14 protein-coding genes are annotated in these 17,830 nt (G+C 56.7%); 13 read left to right on the plus strand and 1 reads right to left on the minus strand.

Annotated features, from left to right (window positions below; genetic code table 11):
* Positions 1-617 precede the first annotated feature (617 nt).
* The 3 genes from IF103_RS22420 to IF103_RS22430 are packed head-to-tail and all read left to right on the plus strand — an operon-like array spanning position 618 to position 4,740.
* Positions 618-2,915, plus strand: a complete 2,298-nt coding sequence (locus tag IF103_RS22420; RefSeq protein ID WP_202675680.1) for a sensor histidine kinase — start codon at positions 618-620, stop codon at positions 2,913-2,915.
* Positions 2,905-4,002: a hypothetical protein gene (locus tag IF103_RS22425; protein WP_202675681.1), complete on the plus strand. Its 1,098-nt coding sequence runs from the start codon at positions 2,905-2,907 to the stop codon at positions 4,000-4,002. Before IF103_RS22420 ends, IF103_RS22425 begins: the two co-directional genes overlap by 11 nt.
* Entirely contained in the window at positions 4,003-4,740 is a 738-nt protein-coding gene (locus IF103_RS22430) for a hypothetical protein (RefSeq protein WP_202675682.1), read from the plus strand.
* On the opposite strand, the gene IF103_RS22435 is transcribed toward IF103_RS22430, so the two are convergent.
* Positions 4,729-6,426: an HsdM family class I SAM-dependent methyltransferase gene (locus IF103_RS22435; RefSeq protein WP_202675683.1), complete on the minus strand. Its 1,698-nt coding sequence runs from the start codon at positions 6,424-6,426 to the stop codon at positions 4,729-4,731. The two genes, IF103_RS22430 and IF103_RS22435, sit on opposite strands and share 12 nt — an antisense overlap.
* A gap of 496 nt (positions 6,427-6,922) precedes the next feature.
* Between IF103_RS22435 and IF103_RS22440 the strand changes: the two genes are divergently transcribed.
* From IF103_RS22440 to IF103_RS22485, 10 genes are all read left to right on the plus strand, one after another.
* Positions 6,923-7,384, plus strand: a complete 462-nt coding sequence (locus tag IF103_RS22440) for an Lrp/AsnC family transcriptional regulator (protein WP_202675684.1) — start codon at positions 6,923-6,925, stop codon at positions 7,382-7,384.
* Positions 7,385-7,660: 276 nt separating this feature from the next.
* Positions 7,661-9,343: a flavin monoamine oxidase family protein gene (locus IF103_RS22445; RefSeq protein WP_027907307.1), complete on the plus strand. Its 1,683-nt coding sequence runs from the start codon at positions 7,661-7,663 to the stop codon at positions 9,341-9,343.
* 14 nt (positions 9,344-9,357) lie between these two features.
* Positions 9,358-10,161, plus strand: coding sequence for a carbon-nitrogen hydrolase family protein (locus tag IF103_RS22450; protein WP_027907308.1), 804 nt, complete (start codon positions 9,358-9,360; stop codon positions 10,159-10,161).
* A gap of 75 nt (positions 10,162-10,236) precedes the next feature.
* The gene (gene pqqF, locus IF103_RS22455; RefSeq protein ID WP_202675685.1) at positions 10,237-12,516 is read left to right on the plus strand and encodes a pyrroloquinoline quinone biosynthesis protein PqqF; all 2,280 of its coding nucleotides are present in this window, start codon (positions 10,237-10,239) and stop codon (positions 12,514-12,516) included.
* Between the two features lie 168 nt (positions 12,517-12,684).
* Positions 12,685-12,756, plus strand: a complete 72-nt coding sequence (pqqA, locus tag IF103_RS22460; RefSeq protein ID WP_008365141.1) for a pyrroloquinoline quinone precursor peptide PqqA — start codon at positions 12,685-12,687, stop codon at positions 12,754-12,756.
* A gap of 78 nt (positions 12,757-12,834) precedes the next feature.
* Positions 12,835-13,746: a pyrroloquinoline quinone biosynthesis protein PqqB gene (gene pqqB, locus IF103_RS22465; protein WP_023382702.1), complete on the plus strand. Its 912-nt coding sequence runs from the start codon at positions 12,835-12,837 to the stop codon at positions 13,744-13,746.
* Positions 13,747-13,844: 98 nt separating this feature from the next.
* The gene (pqqC, locus tag IF103_RS22470) at positions 13,845-14,600 is read left to right on the plus strand and encodes a pyrroloquinoline-quinone synthase PqqC (RefSeq protein WP_023382703.1); all 756 of its coding nucleotides are present in this window, start codon (positions 13,845-13,847) and stop codon (positions 14,598-14,600) included.
* Positions 14,597-14,872: a pyrroloquinoline quinone biosynthesis peptide chaperone PqqD gene (gene pqqD, locus IF103_RS22475; protein ID WP_023382704.1), complete on the plus strand. Its 276-nt coding sequence runs from the start codon at positions 14,597-14,599 to the stop codon at positions 14,870-14,872. Before pqqC ends, pqqD begins: the two co-directional genes overlap by 4 nt.
* Positions 14,844-16,004: a pyrroloquinoline quinone biosynthesis protein PqqE gene (gene pqqE, locus IF103_RS22480; RefSeq protein ID WP_202675686.1), complete on the plus strand. Its 1,161-nt coding sequence runs from the start codon at positions 14,844-14,846 to the stop codon at positions 16,002-16,004. Before pqqD ends, pqqE begins: the two co-directional genes overlap by 29 nt.
* The gene (locus IF103_RS22485; protein WP_202675687.1) at positions 15,985-17,793 is read left to right on the plus strand and encodes an alpha/beta hydrolase family protein; all 1,809 of its coding nucleotides are present in this window, start codon (positions 15,985-15,987) and stop codon (positions 17,791-17,793) included. The genes pqqE and IF103_RS22485 overlap by 20 nt, the downstream gene beginning before the upstream one ends.
* The last annotated feature ends 37 nt before the right edge of the window (positions 17,794-17,830 follow it).

The raw sequence follows: 17,830 nt of genomic DNA on the forward strand, positions 1-17,830 counted from the left end.
TCGATCCATCACCAAAGCACAGCGTGTATGCCCTTTAAACAGGGCGCTCAATCCTTTCACTCCCTGCATCTGATCCACCCCCAAAATGCATTGATACCATTTGCATCTCTGAGAACATTTTCTAGCGTGTAATTATTGAGATTTTATACAAGTCATTAATTAGGCACTTCCTATGTCGAATAAATTTAGGACCCCGGACGGCATACAGCGCTAGGAGCTCATCAACATGTCATGTGCTAGGCAAATATACAGGCGAAGAGCGGAAGCTATGTGCTTACGGTTCGCAGAAATCTCTCAAAGAAAAAGCAGCAATGGCCGAGGCTCATCGTGCGTTAGGCGTACTGGAACCCAGCGTAACTCTCTCTAGACTGATCGACACGCAAGGGAGGTCGGCATACGGATTCCCAGCGGGGTGCTTGGTGGCGAGATCGTGCTGAACCTCGATGACCTCACGCCTGGGATCAGGTCTGATCCGCTCGACCAACAAGAGCAAAAAATGCTAGGCAAAAGCGCCCTTGGACGTGAAGATGGCATTTAGCCAACGCTCCATACCAGCTGATGAAGGCGCAGCGCCAATGGCCCTCATAGCACACCGCACAAGGAACATGACTCAGACTATGGATAACCAGACCAATTTCAGATCAATTATTGAGCAAGAGTTAAAAAAGCAGGAGCCCGACTGGAGACTAATTGAGAAGCTAAGCAGGGATGAGGTCGATTCAGATCCTAGCAATGTAAGGTTCAGCGTTGACGCCGCTCACATTCAACGCTTAGGCCTGGAGTTAGTTGCGAAACAGGAGACTGCGCTTGTAGAGCTCATAAAGAACTCATACGATGCGGAAGCATCAAAAGTAATAGTTAGCTTTTCAAACTTTGATGCACCCGGCGGAACGCTAGTAATTGAGGACAACGGCGCGGGGATGACATTAGAGATTGTGCGCGATGCTTGGATGAGAATATCCACAATAAATAAGCGAGACAATCCGGTTTCTCCTAACTATGGCCGCATCAGAGCTGGAAGGAAGGGCATCGGTAGGTTTGCCGTGCAACGATTAGGAAAAAGCTTGATACTTGAAACAGAGATCAAGGGTAGTGACCAAGGACTTCGTGTTACCTTTAATTGGGATAAATCGTTTACGGATGGGAAGTCGCTATCGGACATTTTTAGCAGTGTCGAAACCTACCCGAAAGACAGAGGCACTCAACTGACACGACTGACCATTAATGGGCTTCGAGAAGCTTGGACAGCGGCAGCTCTCCAGCGGGCTTGGAAAGCAATAGTTCTGCTTCAGCCACCATTCAAGATTAAAAACAAGTTCACTCGCGCAGACCATATCCCAGCTGAAATCGATCCAGGATTCGAAGTAATCATAAATGGGATCAGTAGCAAACATCAAACAACTGAGTTATCAATTGATAACTCATTTCTTGAACACGCTCTAGCTGAAATCAGTGGCACCATTGATGCTGAGGGCAACGCCTCTATTCGAGTAAACTCTACCAAACTAGAGCTTGATGACTCTCAAAGTCTTGACGAGAAATTCATTCTTACCGGCCCTATTTCGTTCGCTACCAAATATTTCATTTACTTACCAGGCATGTTATCTGGCGTTAGTAAAAACACAGCATCAGAAATGGCTAGCAAGTATGGAGGAATACGGATTTATCGCAATGGATTCCGAGTTCTACCCTATGGAGAAAGATCAGATGACTGGTTAGGTCTGGACCATGACACTGGCCGACGGGTACTCTTAGTGCCCGCAAACAATCAAAACTTCTTCGGGCATGTCGAAATAGACGCCGAACTTAACCCCCTCTTTGAAGAAACTAGCAGCCGAGAGGGAATCATTGAAAACGAAGCGTTCAGTGAACTTCAAAAATTTGTTAGAACCACTGTCGAATGGGGTGTAAAGAGGGTAGCGGAGGCGCGGGAGCGTAAAACCACAGCAAGCCAAAAGGACTTTGTATCCAAAGTAATACGAAAACCTACAGAAATAATTGATTCTATTAGAGCCGAAATAAATAAAGGATCGCAAGGAGGGTCCGCGGAAGAAAACCGAGCGAAGACCGAAACTTTACTCGAGGCAGCCCAAGCAGAGGCTGAAGCTTGGGAAGAACGAGTGGAGCAGCAGCAAGCAGAATCTTTGAAGTATGAAGAAATGCTTAGGATTCTCGCATCACTAGGTTTATCAATTACCGTATTCAGCCATGAAATTAAAGGTGTACGCAGCTCTGTCTCTGCGAACATCGCTAACCTTTCTTCAATCACTGAAGATCTACCTGACGGCGTTGAGAAAATCGCGCTAACGGAAGGTATAGATTGGATAAAAACTGCTACAAACAGAATGTTTGACCTTGGCGGATATATTGCTGGCCTGATGAGTAGCACCGAAAGTAGAGAGCTCCGAGAGCTTTCAGTAAAAGGCGTCATTGAGCGCTTTGTCGAACAATTCAAAAAATATATAGAACGACAGCATATCTTATTTACAACAGAAATACCCCAACAGAACCTCCAAACCATCGCCATGCATTCTAGCGAGATTGACTCGATCTTGCTGAATCTAATGACAAACTCAATCAAAGCAATCAAAAAGTCCAAAAAGCCGGATCGAAAAATTAGAATATACGCTTTCGAAGACTATGGTGATGTAGTGATACACTTTGAGGATAACGGAACTGGAGTACCTGAGGACATTACACATCGGATTTTTGATCCCTTTTTCACCACCACCGTTGGAATTGAGGACGATACAGTCGCTGGCCCCGGAACCGGTCTGGGTTTGAAAATCATATCTGATATTGCTCATAGTTACGGTGGTGGGGTGAAACTGGTACCTCCTAGCGAGGGCTACAACTGTTGCTTCGAAGTTAGAATTAAGGCCCTGAAAAAACAAGGAGCTTTCGATGAGTTTTAAAGGCTATCTCGTAGATGATACCGAAGAAGACGCAGTTTATGCCCGTCTTCTTTCCTCTAAGGAGGGCCGCGGGCTCTCTCTTGAGTACTTAAATGTTTCCGAGGCAACGGCACTCACAAACACTCTTTTCAATTCCAACTCGGACATTGTACTTTTGGACTTCAGGCTGGATGAAAACCCAGCAATGATCTCCCCAGAGCAAGCTTATAAGGGCAGCGGTTTAGCTCAACTATTGCGGGATAAAGCTATGGCTTCCCCGGAGAAAGATTTTCCTATCGTACTACTTTCAGCCGAAGATAAATTCAGAAATTTCTTTAGACCAGATAGAACAGCCCATGACTTATTTGATGTGGCTTACGGAAAAGACCGAGCTTCGACAGATCGCAAACTAATTCAAACTCAACTTATTTCTTTGTGCGAAGGCTATCAGACTCTGAAGTCATGCTGGAGCGGCGACCGAATGAGCGTCTTTGGCGTCGAAGCTGATGACCTAGACTATTTCTCTAACCAAGACATAACCGTGACTTTACATGAAGCGGGAGCGCCGCATATAGCAGCTAGAGTTATTCTAAAGAACGTCATAGAAAGAAACGGAATTCTCATAAATACCTCCGAAGCTCTCGCTCGCTTAGGGATCGACGAGTCAGGCCGCTCGATGCTTGAGGCACTTCTAAATAAACATGACATAGCCTACAGCGGGATTTTCAGCTCAGGCTGGCCACGCTGGCTTGCCCACCGATTCGACGCGTTCGCTGAAAGCATATTGCAGAAGCGCGCATCCAATCTCACCGGAAATGCAAAATGTCAGATATTGAATGAGAAGACTGGGCTCAGTTTCCAGCCAGCGCAATCCACTTGGAATAATTCTTCGGACGAAAAATTCATATTCAGCTGCGCTTCGTGCGATAGGCCAGCGGAAATCAGACATTCCTTATCAGCATACGACCCTACCTGTCCTAGACACGCGCAACGTCGCCGTATCTGTTGGGACTGCATTCAGACAGATAAATATCTTGAGCGATGCCTGAATATCGACGAAATTGATATCGGGCTGTACGACGAAGTCAAGCGCAAGGAGCGAGATTAATTGTCCGACAGGAAGGCAGTCCAAAATTCTAACTTTAGTTTTTGTGGTGAGCCCATTTCTGCAAAAGCTATGGCTAAGGCTTTGAATACAGTCGCAGTAAAACTCGGGGAGTGGGGGTTAATTACCTCACAAGGGATGGGGGCATTGACTACGGAAGCGGCACGACTAGGAAGATTCAAAGATAAAACTGAATGGTCTCTAGAGATCGATCGAAGCAATCCTATCATATTTGAAGAAACAGAGGACAAAAATGGAGAACCTATATTTCCTCGAATTGTGTGCGAAGGCATTGATGTAAACTATCGCCATCCTGAGTACCCACCGTTTACGGCTTTTGATATTGCGATAGAGATAGTAGATCAGAACCAAGCACCCGTCGCTCGTTGGCATGTTGATTTGGCAAACGAAAAAGAAGACGGCATGCAGAGCGGGCCACTAACTCATATTCAGTTTGGAGGTCACGTACAGGGCCATAGAGAAAAAGACCATCCACTTAAGGTGCCTCGCTGGTGCCATCCTCCCATGGATGTGATTTTGCTTTGCGAGGTTACCGCCGCTAACTTCTACCCAGACGAGTGGACTGAGCTGAGGGAAGATCCTAGTTGGTGCCAAGCTGTCCATCTTGGGCAAAGGCTATGCTACTCCGCCTACCTCAACAAGATGAGCTCAAGCTTTGCCATCAGCAACAAGACACTACTACACTCAATGTGGGCATCAGAATGGAGATCAGACTCCTGAGCGATAGCGGTTGGTTTTCCGTAGCTCTCTGACCTTGCAGAGAGCTAGCGCCAACATATTACTTATATATCTTCCATTTTCCACATAGCCGAAAATTACTTCGTCGGCATACTCACAAGCTTCATCATGAAGTCCATTACGTAGCATGACATCAACTCTACGGCGCGCTTGATCGAGAACTTCTGGCGATATACCTTTAGGTAAAATCACCAAAATCTTTTCAGCTTCTCGGGGCTCATGTTTTAGAACGCCAGATCCGTACCTACGCCCTACAAATTCTGCAGATATCTGAGAGAAGCTTGTAAGCAAAGACAAGGCGGTCAACATTTTTTCGTGATCCGACATGGCCACCTTAAAATAAGCGCGATGAATTGTATTAGTGCAATTAACACCTAAATTATTTAGCACTAATCTAGGCCCATGGTGATTCATTACAGGAAAAAATGCATCCGGGACTTTCCCATCATCAGGCGCATGCCAAACCAGTCTCTTCTTAAAGGTACTAACCTTTTCCCTTTCAGCTTCTCCGAAGCTGTTCAGATAACGGTAAATTCCTGTACCCTTCAAAGGGGATTTAGCGGAGTTAACCAAGTAACCTCGCTCGCCCTTACCTATCAGTTCATTGAAGTCATCGGAGTCAAACGTTAGCCCTTTAGCAAACTTGAATCTCGACAAGACAGGTACAACATCGTTACTGGCTAGCCCCGCCGCCGACTTAGCCTCTTGATTAATCACAAAAAACTTATTATCGCCTGTAACCAATCCTATTTTTATATCTAATAGACTTCCCAGCTTCGAGCAGATCCCCAGCTTTTCGATTTTCGAATAAACATCAAAAACATTCTGACCAACACTTAACAGCGAAGGTCTTCCTACTAACGGACGACCTACGGCACTACCAGATTCCCAATCTGAGATTGCACATTGCAGCTCACCAAGATCATAAGCATCAATAAATTTAGGTATGTTTTGAGGACTAGTATTACAGCGACCTTTTGCCAATAGCACAACCGTTTCTTCTTCCGTTCCTTCAGCTTTGAAAAAGCGTTGATGCATTAAGACACACAGGACATCACTGAAACTTTTTGACAAGAAACCCCTAATATTCACTGCATAGTCCGCTTGAAGAAAAGACCCTGGCAGAACCCATGCCATACGGCCATTCGGCGCAACAAAAGAGACAGCGTGAAACAAAAAGTGCGCCCACAAGCTCGACTTACCACCTAAAGAAACCCCAATAGCGCTTGCATTTTCAATCAAGTTCTTTCTTTTTGATCCTGAAATAGCTTGATAAGGTATGTAAGGCGGATTACCTACAGTAGCATCAAATAGTACTGGCCATTCATTTTGCGCTCGAATTTCTAAAAAATCTTTATGCAGGAAATTTGAGTATTCTTTTCCAGGCCCCAAGGTTTCTGCTAAAAATTTAAAAGCCCCATCATCTATATCGCAGCCGTAGATCTGCTCAGTAGGATTGTTCGCACCTAGTGCAAGTAGACGCCTCCTAGCGGCAACCAGAAATCCGCAACCGCCAAAGCTAGGCTCGAGAACGAGATCTGTATGGGACCTGATTGCCCAATCTGTCAGAATTTGGCTGAGCTCTTCGGGTGTGTAGAACGCACCAAGACGCTTACGCTCGGACGCAGGCAGCGGTACTCTGGGGGTTGGGATCGTCAGATCAGTCATTTAGAATGGCATGCCACGTTAAGCTTGGGCTGATGAGGGACTGATAACCATCTACGTAAATTTCGAGGTGGAGCCAGTCAACGCTCCAGTTTACGGGATCAGCAGTTTTTTTTCTAGGATGATCTACCCGTTGAGCATGCCCCTTTCGGTACACCACGGGTACACTGCTCAGCTAAAATCAGCTACGCGAAAATTACACAACCTTCTGATAAATCTAGATTTTTTCCCCTTCTACCTACGGTACACTTCCTTTCTCTACGCTAAGCATAGTGTTACAGCTAGCAACTCATAATCCTTTGGTCCACGGTTCGAGTCCGTGTGGGCCCACCAAGTACCAGAAAGCCGCGCATCAGCGCGGCTTTTTCGTATCCATTGCCCATCAGTGGATGGCGGCACTACTTCGGCTCAGGTTCAATGCCCATCCCGGACATGTCGCCAGCCTTGCCCTTGCCACCTCTGGCTGGCTAGGCTAACGCGCCCACCACAGAGACTCACCATGTCGGACTCCCGCGCCATTACCCTGGACGAAATCGACCGCCAACTGATCGCGCTTCTGCAGATCAACGCACGCGAAAGCGTCGCCACCCTCGCCCGTCAGCTCGGCATCGCCCGCACCACGGTCAACTCACGGCTGGAGCGGCTGGAGAAGAACAAGGTCATCACCGGCTATGGCGTGCGCCTTGGCCAGCGCTTGGTCGGCGGTGGTCTGCAGGCCTATGTGGGCATCAAGGTGCAGCCACGGTCCGGCAAAGAGGTGGTGCGGCGTTTGGGGGCCATGGGGCAAGTTCAGCAGCTGTGCGCGGTGAGTGGCGAGTTCGACTATGTGGCCTGGCTGCGCAGCGATTCGCCAGAACAGCTCGACCAACTGCTCGATCAAATTGGCAACGTGGAGGGCGTGGAGAAGACCACAACATCGATCATCCTCAGCAGCAAGGTCGATCGTGGGCAGCCCGTCTGACACGACTGGCCTGCCCGCTTGCCCGCGAACCTGGGCTCAGCCGGTGCCCAACACCGTGGTGCATGCTTCGTGGAGGAACGCACCCCTATCGGTTCGCTGCACTTGGTTATCGCCATCCTCGTCATAAGTAGAAGAACTCCCGTCACTTAGACGAACATAACTACATACCGCCACCACTCTGCATCTTAATTACGAACACCCCTCGCCATAAAATGACCTCCAGCCATCTCCTATACTCAGGCTCCGCCCTCGCGCAGCCCTCTGGCAAGGTCATTTATGAACAAGAAAAACCGCCACCCCGCCGACGGCAAGCAACCGATCACCATCTTCGGCCCAGACTTCCCTTTCGCCTTCGACAACTGGCTGGAACACCCCGCCGGCCTGGGCAGCATTCCGCCTGAGCGCCATGGCGAGGAAGTCGCCATCGTCGGTGCCGGCATCGCTGGCTTGGTGGCGGCGTACGAGCTGATGAAGCTGGGTCTCAAGCCTGTGGTGTACGAAGCCGCGAAGCTGGGTGGACGGTTGCGTTCCCAGCCGTTCAACGGCACCGATGGGATCATCGCTGAGCTGGGCGGTATGCGCTTTCCGGTGTCGTCCACGGCCTTCTACCATTATGTGGACAAGCTTGGCCTTGAGACCAAACCCTTCCCCAACCCGCTGACTCCCGCCTCGGGCAGCACGGTGATCGACCTCGAAGGCCAGACCTACTACGCCGAAAAGCCAGCCGACCTGCCCGCGTTGTTCCATGAGGTGGCCGACGCCTGGGCCGATGCGCTTGAAAGCGGTGCCCAATTCGCCGATATCCAGCAAGCGATCCGCGACCGCGACGTACCTCGCCTGAAAGAACTGTGGAACAAACTGGTGCCCCTGTGGGACGACCGCACCTTCTACGATTTCGTCGCCACCTCGCGCTCGTTCGCCAAGCTGAGCTTCCAGCACCGTGAAGTGTTCGGTCAGGTTGGCTTCGGCACCGGCGGCTGGGACTCGGACTTCCCCAACTCGATGCTGGAAATCTTCCGCGTGGTGATGACCAACTGCGACGACCACCAGCACCTGGTCGTCGGTGGTGTCGAACAAGTGCCCCAAGGCATCTGGCGTCATGTACCTGAGCGCTGCGCCCACTGGCCAGAGGGCACCAGCCTGAGCACCTTGCATGGCGGCGCGCCGCGTACGGGGGTCAAGCGCATAGCCCGCGCCGCCGATGGCCGCCTGGCCGTGACCGACAACTGGGGCGATACCCGCCACTACAGCGCCGTGCTCGCCACCTGCCAGAGCTGGCTGCTGACCACACAGATCGACTGCGAAGAGTCGCTGTTCTCGCAGAAGATGTGGATGGCCCTGGATCGCACCCGCTACATGCAGTCGTCGAAAACCTTCGTCATGGTCGACCGTCCTTTCTGGAAGGACAAAGATCCGGAAACTGGCCGCGACCTCATGAGCATGACCCTCACCGATCGTCTGACCCGGGGCACCTACCTGTTCGACAACGGAGACGACAAACCCGGGGTGATCTGCCTGTCGTACGCCTGGATGAGCGACGCGCTGAAGATGCTGCCACACCCCGTGGAAAAGCGCGTGCAACTGGCCCTCGATGCACTCAGGAAAATCTACCCCAAGACCGACATCGCCGGGCACATCATCGGCGACCCGATCACCATTTCCTGGGAAGCCGACCCGCACTTCCTCGGGGCGTTCAAGGGCGCGCTGCCAGGACACTACCGCTACAACCAGCGCATGTACGCGCATTTCATGCAGCAGGACATGCCGGCCGAACAGCGCGGTATATTCATCGCAGGAGACGACGTGTCATGGACCCCAGCTTGGGTCGAGGGCGCGGTACAGACGTCGCTGAATGCCGTGTGGGGTATCATGAACCACTTCGGTGGCAGCACCCACCCCGACAACCCAGGCCCTGGCGATGTGTTCGCCGAAATCGGCCCCATCGCCCTGCCCGACTGAGACCAGGAGACGCCATGCGCATTGCTCTGTTCCAAGGCATCCCCAAGCCACTGGACGTGCCTGGAAACCTGCAACGATTGCAGCACCAGGCGCAACTGGCCGCCGAGCGCGGGGTGCAACTGCTGGTGTGCCCAGAGATGTTTCTGACCGGCTACAACATTGGGCTGGAGCAGGTGGAGAACCTGGCCGAAGCCAATGACGGGCCGTCGGCCATGCGCGTGGTGGAGATTGCCCAGGCACACCGCATCGCCATCGTGTACGGCTATCCAGAGCGTGACGACGACGGTGCCCTCTACAACAGCGTGCAGTTGATCGATGCCCATGGCAGCAGCCTGGGCAACTACCGCAAGACACATTTGTTCGGCGAGTTGGACCGTTCCATGTTCAGCGCGGGCCACGACCACTTCCCAGTGGTCGAGCTCGATGGCTGGAAGGTCGGTATGCTGATCTGCTACGACATCGAGTTTCCGGAGAATGCGCGGCGCCTGGCCTTGGCAGGCGCCGAGCTGATTCTGGTACCCACGGCGAACATGGAACCCTACGATTTCGTTTGCCAGGTGACCGTGCGAGCGCGGGCGCAGGAGAACCAGTGCTATCTGGTGTATGCAAATTATTGTGGCGCCGAGGGCGAGATCCACTACTGCGGGCAAAGCAGCATTGTCGGGCCGGACGGCAGCCTGCTGGCCATGGCGGGTCACGATGAGTGTCAATTGATGGCCGATCTTGCGCATGAACGAATCAAGCAAGGGCGGGAGGCGTTTCCCTACCTGGCCGACCTGCGCCAAGACCTGCACCGACAAGACGCCGGCCCCCTGTAGGCGCCGGCTTGCTGGCGATTCGGCCCGGCCAGGCAACACAAATGGGTTAGCATGAACACCTGCCCCGGAGTTCCCATGCCTGACGCCATCCGCTACCTGACCCTCACCAATGGCCTGCAGCTCACCCTGCGCCATGCCCCGCGCCTGAAACGCTCGGCAGCCGCGGTACGGGTCCACGCGGGCAGCCATGACGCTTCGCCTCGCTGGCCGGGCCTTGCCCACTTCCTTGAGCATCTGTTCTTTCTCGGCACCGCGCGTTTTCCACTGGACGATGGCCTGATGCGCTATGTTCAGACGCTCGGCGGACAGGTCAACGCCAGCACGCGGGAACGCACCACCGACTTCTTCTTCGAGGTGCCGTCCCCTGCTCTGGCAGGCGGGCTGGAGCGTCTGTGCCAGATGCTTGCCGAGCCTGACCTTGGCATCGAGCGCCAGCGCCGCGAACGTGAAGTCATCCATGCTGAATTCATCGCCTGGTCGCGCGACCCTGAAGCCCAACGGCAATTCACGCTGTTGCAGTCGGTGTCGCCACGCCACCCGCTCAGCGGCTTTCATGCTGGTAACCGCCACACACTCGCGCTGCAATGCCCTGACTTCCAGCACGCGCTGAGCGGATTCCACCAGCGCTTCTACCGGGGCGGTCAGATCGTCCTGAGCCTGTGCGGCCCGCAGACGCTGGATGAGCTTGAGCAATTGGGCACACGATTCGGCAGCCTGTTCGCTTCGGGACAACGCGTGCCGCAAGAGCCACCACCCGCGTTGTCGGGCACCGTGCAGCCCATGACCTTCGCCCACGAAGCCTTGGGCGATGCAGCTGAACACGCACTCGACCTGCTGGTTACCTGCCTGAGCGATACCCGCCCCGGCAGCTGGCTCGGGACCCTGCGTCAGCGCGGCTGGTTACAAGGGTTCAAAGCCCAGACGCTGTACGCCTACGCAGGCCAATTGCTTTGGCATATCGAGTTGCAGCTCGCCGCCTCGGCCTGTGCAGAACAAGCCGAAGCCTTGCTACACGGCTGGTTCGGTTTCATTCGTCAGACCGATCCAGGGCACCTCAACGTCGAGTATGGCCTCCTGCAGAAGATCCGTGAGTCGCTCGCCAGTGCGCTGGACCTGGCGCGTCGGGACAGTGCAGGCAAGCCGTTCAGTGCGTTGGATGAGAATGGCCTGCTGGCGCTACGTGCGCTGCTCGACGACCTCCCCCGATGCCGACGGGGTCACTGGCATCTGCCAGAAACCGACCCGTTGGCGACTGCCGAATTACCGGCTGGCCGAGGACCATTGCCAATAGCACTGGCCGTCAGTCATGAACTACCGGCCGCACGCCAATTCGCCGCCCTTTTCCTACGCTGGCGTATCGAATCGCCACTGCGTCAGCGCTTGTACAGCCTGTTGGCCCACGCCCTTCGGCCCTTGCAAGAACGGGCGCAGCGGGTGGGCGTGCAACTGCAGTTCGATGCCGCAGGCCAGTGCTGGGAACTGCGCGCCAGTGGGCTGCCTGCAGCGGTGATTCGTACCGTCGAACAAGCACTGGCAGAGCTGCGAGTACCCGACAGTTGGCAGGACACGCCGCAACCAGAGCCTGCATTGATTCCAATCCGGGCATTGCTCAAGCAACTGCCCGACGCCCTGCAGCCAGCGAAAGCCGAGCCAATGCCCTCGGGCACGGCCAATCAAGCACAGCTCGATGACGTGTGGCAGCAGGCACGGTGGCACGGCTTGGCGGTGGGCTTCGATGAAGATGGGGTGCACGCCTTGGGCGACACCCTGCAAGCGTGCCCTGGCATCGGCTCGGCACCCGTCGCGCCCACCCTGTGGCCCCGCCGCCGCTGGCATCACGCCGATATAGCAGGCAGTGAACATGCCTTGCTGTTGTTCTGCCCTCTTCACGCTACTGATGAAGCTGCCGGCCGCTTGCTTGCCCAGTCGCTGCAAGGGCCGGTATACCAGCGCCTACGTGTAGAACTGCAACTGGGCTACGCGGTGTTCAGCGCCTTCCGTCAGCTCGAAGGCATCAACGGTCTGCTGTTCGGCGTGCAGTCGCCACACGCGTCCCCTGTCGAGATCCTGCAACACCTGACGCGCGTCCTGGGCGAAGGTGTACAGCTTGACCCCAGCGCCCGCCAAGCGTTGGCCGAGCAGTTCAGCGAACCGCAGAGGGTCAACTCGGAAATCGCCGAATGGGCGTGGCAGGCACATCTGGCTACACATTCAGGGAAACTCTCCGACCTGCGGTGGTCTATCCTCCAAACACAGCAATGCGACCTGGACGATCTCCTGCGAGCATGCTCAAACCCTGGTGCGGCGTGGCTTTGCCTGGCCAATGCGGCTGCCCCGGACGGGACTTGGCAGTGAGCAAAAGGTGGATTGTTACGCAGGCTGCAAGGGCGCTTTTCGAAGAATTAACCTTTCGGTACAAATTTTTCTTGTAAGATAGCGCAATCTCAGTTTATGCAGCCGCCCAGCCAAGCGGCCGCCAACCTGCCAACTGACAACCCCAACCCACCCGGAAGGAGCAACTCTATGTGGACCAAGCCTGCTTACACTGACCTGCGCATCGGCTTCGAAGTCACCATGTACTTCGCCAGCCGCTAAGCCCAGTCGCGGTTCGACGCCTCGGCCCGCCGGGGCGTTTTCGTTTTTCGGATACGGTTTTTCGGACAGAGAGTAGTCATGTACATCCAGATCCTCGGCTCCGCCGCCGGTGGCGGGTTCCCCCAGTGGAACTGCAACTGCGCCAACTGCAAGGGCTACCGCGATGGCAGCCTGCGCGCCACGGCACGCACCCAGTCGTCCATCGCCCTGTCCGATGACGGCGAACACTGGATCCTGTGCAACGCCTCACCGGACATCCGTGCCCAGCTCCAGGCCTTTGCGCCCATGCAGCCGGCCCGCGCCCTGCGCGATACCGGCATCAATGCAATCGTCCTGCTCGACAGCCAGATCGACCATACTACCGGCCTGCTCAGCCTGCGCGAAGGCTGCCCACACCAGGTCTGGTGCACCGACATGGTCCACCAGGACCTCACCACCGGTTTCCCGCTGTTCAACATGCTCAGCCACTGGAACGGCGGACTGGTATGGAACCGCATCGAGCTCGAAGGCAGTTTCGTGATCGAAGCCTGCCCGAACCTGAAGTTCACCCCCTTCCCCCTGCGCAGCGCCGCACCGCCCTACTCGCCGCACCGCTTCGACCCACACCCAGGCGACAATCTCGGCCTGATGGTCGAAGACACCCGTACTGGCGGCAAGCTGTTCTACGCCCCAGGGCTTGGCCAGGTGGACGACAAGCTGCTGGCAATGATGCACGGCGCCGATTGCCTGCTGGTCGACGGTACGCTGTGGGAGGATGATGAAATGCAGCGGCGCGGCGTCGGTACCCGCACCGGCCGCGAGATGGGCCACCTGGCACAGAACGGCCCCGGGGGCATGCTCGAGGTGCTGGACGGCTTCCCCCGTCAGCGTAAGGTGCTCATCCACATCAACAACACCAACCCGATCCTGGATGAAGACTCTGCAGAACGGGCCGAGGTGGAGCGTCGGGGCGTTGAAGTCGCCTACGATGGCATGAGCATCGAACTGTGAGGCAAACGGCCCATGCAGCCGCCGGCTCTCCGGCGGTGCAGGCCCCGCGGGAAAAGCCGGCTCTCAGGAGAGCCCCCGCTGTTACAGGAGTCCGCTGAATGAGCGACACAACCCCGATGTCCCCTGCCGAGTTCGAGCAGGCCCTGCGCGCCAAGGGCGCCTATTACCACATCCACCACCCCTATCACGTGGCGATGTACGAAGGCCGCGCCACCCGCGAACAGATCCAGGGCTGGGTGGCCAACCGTTTCTACTATCAGGTCAACATCCCGATGAAGGATGCCGCGATCCTGGCCAACTGCCCGGACCGCGAAGTACGCCGCGAGTGGATCCAGCGCCTGCTCGACCACGATGGCGCCCCCGGCGAAGACGGCGGCATCGAGGCCTGGCTGCGCCTGGGCCAGGCCGTAGGGCTGGACCCTGACCAACTGCGCTCCCAAGAGCTGGTACTGCCAGGTGTGCGCTTTGCCGTGGACGCGTACGTCAACTTCGCCCGCCGCGCCAGTTGGCAGGAGGCCGCCAGCAGCTCGCTGACCGAGCTGTTCGCCCCGCAGATCCACCAGTCGCGCCTGGACAGCTGGCCGCAGCACTACCCTTGGATAGACCCGGCCGGCTATGAATACTTCCGCACGCGCCTGGGCCAGGCCCGACGTGATGTCGAGCATGGTCTGGCGATCACCCTGCAGCACTACACCACTCGCGCCGGCCAGGAGCGTATGCTGGAGATCCTGCAGTTCAAGCTGGATATCCTTTGGAGCATGCTCGACGCCATGAGCATGGCCTACGAACTGAACCGCCCGCCCTATCATTCCGTCACCCGCGAGCGGGTCTGGCACAAGGGAATCGCCCTATGAGTTTCGATCGCAAGCTAGTGCCGAACTGGCGCCCCGGCTACCGCTTCCAGTACGAGCCCGCACAGAAGGGGCACGTGTTGCTGTACCCCGAAGGCATGATCAAACTTAACGAAAGCGCAGGGCTGATCGGTGGCCTGATCGACGGCCAGCGCGACGTGGCGGCGATCATCGCCGAGCTTGAGCAGCAGTTCCCCGATGTCCCGGAAGTCGCCGACGACATCGAGCAGTTCATGGAGGTGGCCCGTGCCGAACACTGGATCGTCCTCGCCTGAGTTGCCGCCCACGCCCGCGGTCGGCCTGCCGCTGTGGCTGCTGGCCGAACTGACCTACCGCTGCCCGCTGCAATGCCCGTACTGTTCCAACCCGCTGGACTTTGCCGCCCAGGGCCAGGAACTGACCACCGCGCAGTGGTTCAAGGTAATGGCCGAGGCCCGCGAAATGGGGGCCGCGCAGATCGGCTTCTCCGGTGGTGAGCCTTTGGTACGTCAGGACCTTGCCGAACTGATCGGCGAGGCTCGTCGGCTCGGCTACTACACCAACCTGATCACCTCAGGCATCGGCTTGACCGAAGCGCGCATCGCCGACTTCAAGAAAGCCGGGCTGGACCACATCCAGATCAGCTTCCAGGCCAGTGACGAGCAGGTGAACAACCTGCTGGCCGGTTCCAAAAAGGCCTTCGCCCAAAAATTGGAGATGGCCCGGGCGGTCAAGGCCCACGGCTACCCGATGGTGCTCAATTTCGTCACCCACCGGCACAACATCGACAAGATCGACCGCATCATCGAGCTGTGCATCGCGCTGGAGGCCGACTTCGTCGAACTCGCCACCTGCCAGTTCTATGGTTGGGCCCACCTCAACCGCCTGGGCCTGCTACCGACCCGCGCCCAGCTCGAACGTGCCGAGCGCATCACCAACGAATACCGGGAAAAGCTCAAGGCGCAGGGCAGCCCCTGCAAGCTGATCTTCGTCACCCCGGACTACTACGAAGAACGTCCCAAGGCCTGCATGAACGGCTGGGGCAGCCTGTTCCTGACCATCTCCCCGGACGGCACCGCGCTGCCGTGCCACGGTGCTCGCCAGTTGCCGGTGGAATTTCCCAACGTGCGTGACCATGACCTGCACCACATCTGGTACGACTCGTTCGGCTTCAACCGCTTCCGTGGCTACGCGTGGATGCCAGAACCCTGCCGCTCCTGCGACGAGAAGGAAAAGGACTTCGGCGGCTGTCGCTGCCAGGCCTTCATGCTGACTGGCGATGCCAGCAATGCCGACCCTGTGTGTGCCAAGTCAGCTGACCACGGCATCATTCTCAAGGCCCGCGAAGAGGCGGAGACCGCCCAGCTGGAAATCGAGCAAATGACCTTCCGCAACGAGCGCAACTCCCGTGTCATCGCCCGTGGATGAATTCAGCGCCGCACAGGCGGTGGCTGCCAGCACCGACTTTGCCGAGCTCAAGGTCGGCGAAGCCGGGCTGTTCTGGAACGAATTCCGCCCGGCCGACGGCGCCTGCCGTATCTGGCACTGGCGCGACCAGCAGGCCCGGTGCCTTACCCCCGATGGCTTCAGCGTGCGCAGCCGAGTCTATGAGTACGGTGGCGGCAGTTTCTGCCTGGGTGGCGACGGGGTGCTGTTCGTCAACGAGCAGGACCAGCAGGTCTATACCCAGGCGCTGAATAGCGTGACACCTCGCCCGCTCACCCACCGCCCGGAATGCCGCTACGGCGACCTGCAATGGCACACCGGCCAGGTCCTCGCCGTCGAGGAGCGCAGTGGCAAGCCCGTCGAGCATCGCCTGGTCATACTTGGCGAAAGCACCCGCGAAGTCCTCGCCGAAGGTGCTGATTTCTATGCGTCCCCCACCCTGTCCAACGATGGTACGCGCCTGGCTTGGGTCGAATGGGACCGCCCAGCGCAACCCTGGACCCGTACCCGCCTGATGCAGCGCCAACGGGACAGTAGCGGCGCCTGGGGCCCGGCGCGTTGTGTCAGCGGGACCGATGAATCCCTGCAACAACCGCGCTTCGACGCCCAAGGCCGGCTGTATTGCCTCTCGGACAGAAACGGCTTCTGGCAGCCCTGGGGCGAGGTCGATGGCCAGTGGCAGGCTCTGCCAGCAGAACCCGCCGACCACGCTGGCGCCCCTTGGCAACTGGGGGCCAGCAGTTGGCTTGCAATAGGTCCGCAAAGCTACCTGGCCAGTTGGTTCGAAGACGGCTTTGCCAAGCTGGGGCTGCGTACGCCGGGTAATCCTGTCGAACATTTCGCCAGCGCCTATACGCGTTTTCGTAGCCTGGCGATGGATGCCGAGCATCTCTACGCCATCGCCGCATCGCCGATCAGCCCGCCTGCGGTCGTCGCCATCGACCGCAACAGCCACCAGGTACGGGTAGTGGCCGGTGGCGCCGAAGTGCTGCCAGCCCAACGCATCAGCCTGCCCCAGCCGATCCGCTACAGCAGCGCAGGCGAAACTGCCCATGGTTTCTTCTATAAGGCCGTTGATGGGCAAGGCCCGGCCCCACTGGTGGTGTTCATCCACGGCGGCCCGACTTCGGCCTGCTACCCGGTGCTCGACCCGCGTATCCAGTATTGGACCCAGCGTGGTTTTGCCGTCGCCGACCTCAACTATCGCGGCAGCAGTGGCTACGGCCGGGCCTATCGCCAGGCTCTGCACCTGCGGTGGGGCGAATGCGATGTGCAAGATGCCTGTGCGGCCGTCGAGCACTTGGCCGGAAAAGGGCTGATCGATGCGCGCAAAGCGTTCATTCGCGGCGGCAGCGCAGGCGGGTACACCACGTTGTGCGCCCTCGCCTTCCACGATGTGTTCCGCGCAGGTGCCAGCCTGTATGGCGTCAGTGACCCGGTCGCATTGGGCCGTGCCACGCACAAGTTCGAAGGCGATTACCTGGACTGGCTGATCGGCGACCCGCAACAGGATGCCGAGCGCTACCGACAACGCACGCCGCTGCTGCATGCCTCGGCTATCAAGGTGCCGGTGATTTTTTTCCAGGGCGAGCTGGATGCAGTGGTAGTGCCTGAGCAGACCCGCTCAATGCTGGCGGCCCTGAAAGCCAATGGCATCGAGGCCGAAGGGCATTTCTACCCAGGGGAACGCCATGGGTTGCGCAATGCACAGAACCTGGCGCATGCGCTCGAGGAAGAATGGAAGTTCTATTGCCGGGTGTTGGGGCTATAAGCCCCAACCACCCTGCAGGCTCTGCTTGCCGGCGAGA

The sequence above is a fragment of the Pseudomonas sp. SK2 genome (genome assembly GCF_016772395.1).
Lineage (GTDB): Bacteria > Pseudomonadota > Gammaproteobacteria > Pseudomonadales > Pseudomonadaceae > Aquipseudomonas > Aquipseudomonas taiwanensis.

Coding starts and splice junctions, on each gene's coding strand:
- pqqD (WP_023382704.1), top strand. CDS start 14,597: ATGAGTTTCGATCGCAAGCTAGTGCCGAACTGGCGCCCCGGCTACCGC.
- IF103_RS22440 (WP_202675684.1), top strand. CDS start 6,923: ATGTCGGACTCCCGCGCCATTACCCTGGACGAAATCGACCGCCAACTG.
- IF103_RS22450 (WP_027907308.1), top strand. CDS start 9,358: ATGCGCATTGCTCTGTTCCAAGGCATCCCCAAGCCACTGGACGTGCCT.
- pqqB (WP_023382702.1), top strand. CDS start 12,835: ATGTACATCCAGATCCTCGGCTCCGCCGCCGGTGGCGGGTTCCCCCAG.
- IF103_RS22420 (WP_202675680.1), top strand. CDS start 618: ATGGATAACCAGACCAATTTCAGATCAATTATTGAGCAAGAGTTAAAA.
- IF103_RS22445 (WP_027907307.1), top strand. CDS start 7,661: ATGAACAAGAAAAACCGCCACCCCGCCGACGGCAAGCAACCGATCACC.
- pqqF (WP_202675685.1), top strand. CDS start 10,237: ATGCCTGACGCCATCCGCTACCTGACCCTCACCAATGGCCTGCAGCTC.
- IF103_RS22435 (WP_202675683.1), bottom strand. CDS start 6,426: ATGACTGATCTGACGATCCCAACCCCCAGAGTACCGCTGCCTGCGTCC.
- pqqC (WP_023382703.1), top strand. CDS start 13,845: ATGAGCGACACAACCCCGATGTCCCCTGCCGAGTTCGAGCAGGCCCTG.
- IF103_RS22425 (WP_202675681.1), top strand. CDS start 2,905: ATGAGTTTTAAAGGCTATCTCGTAGATGATACCGAAGAAGACGCAGTT.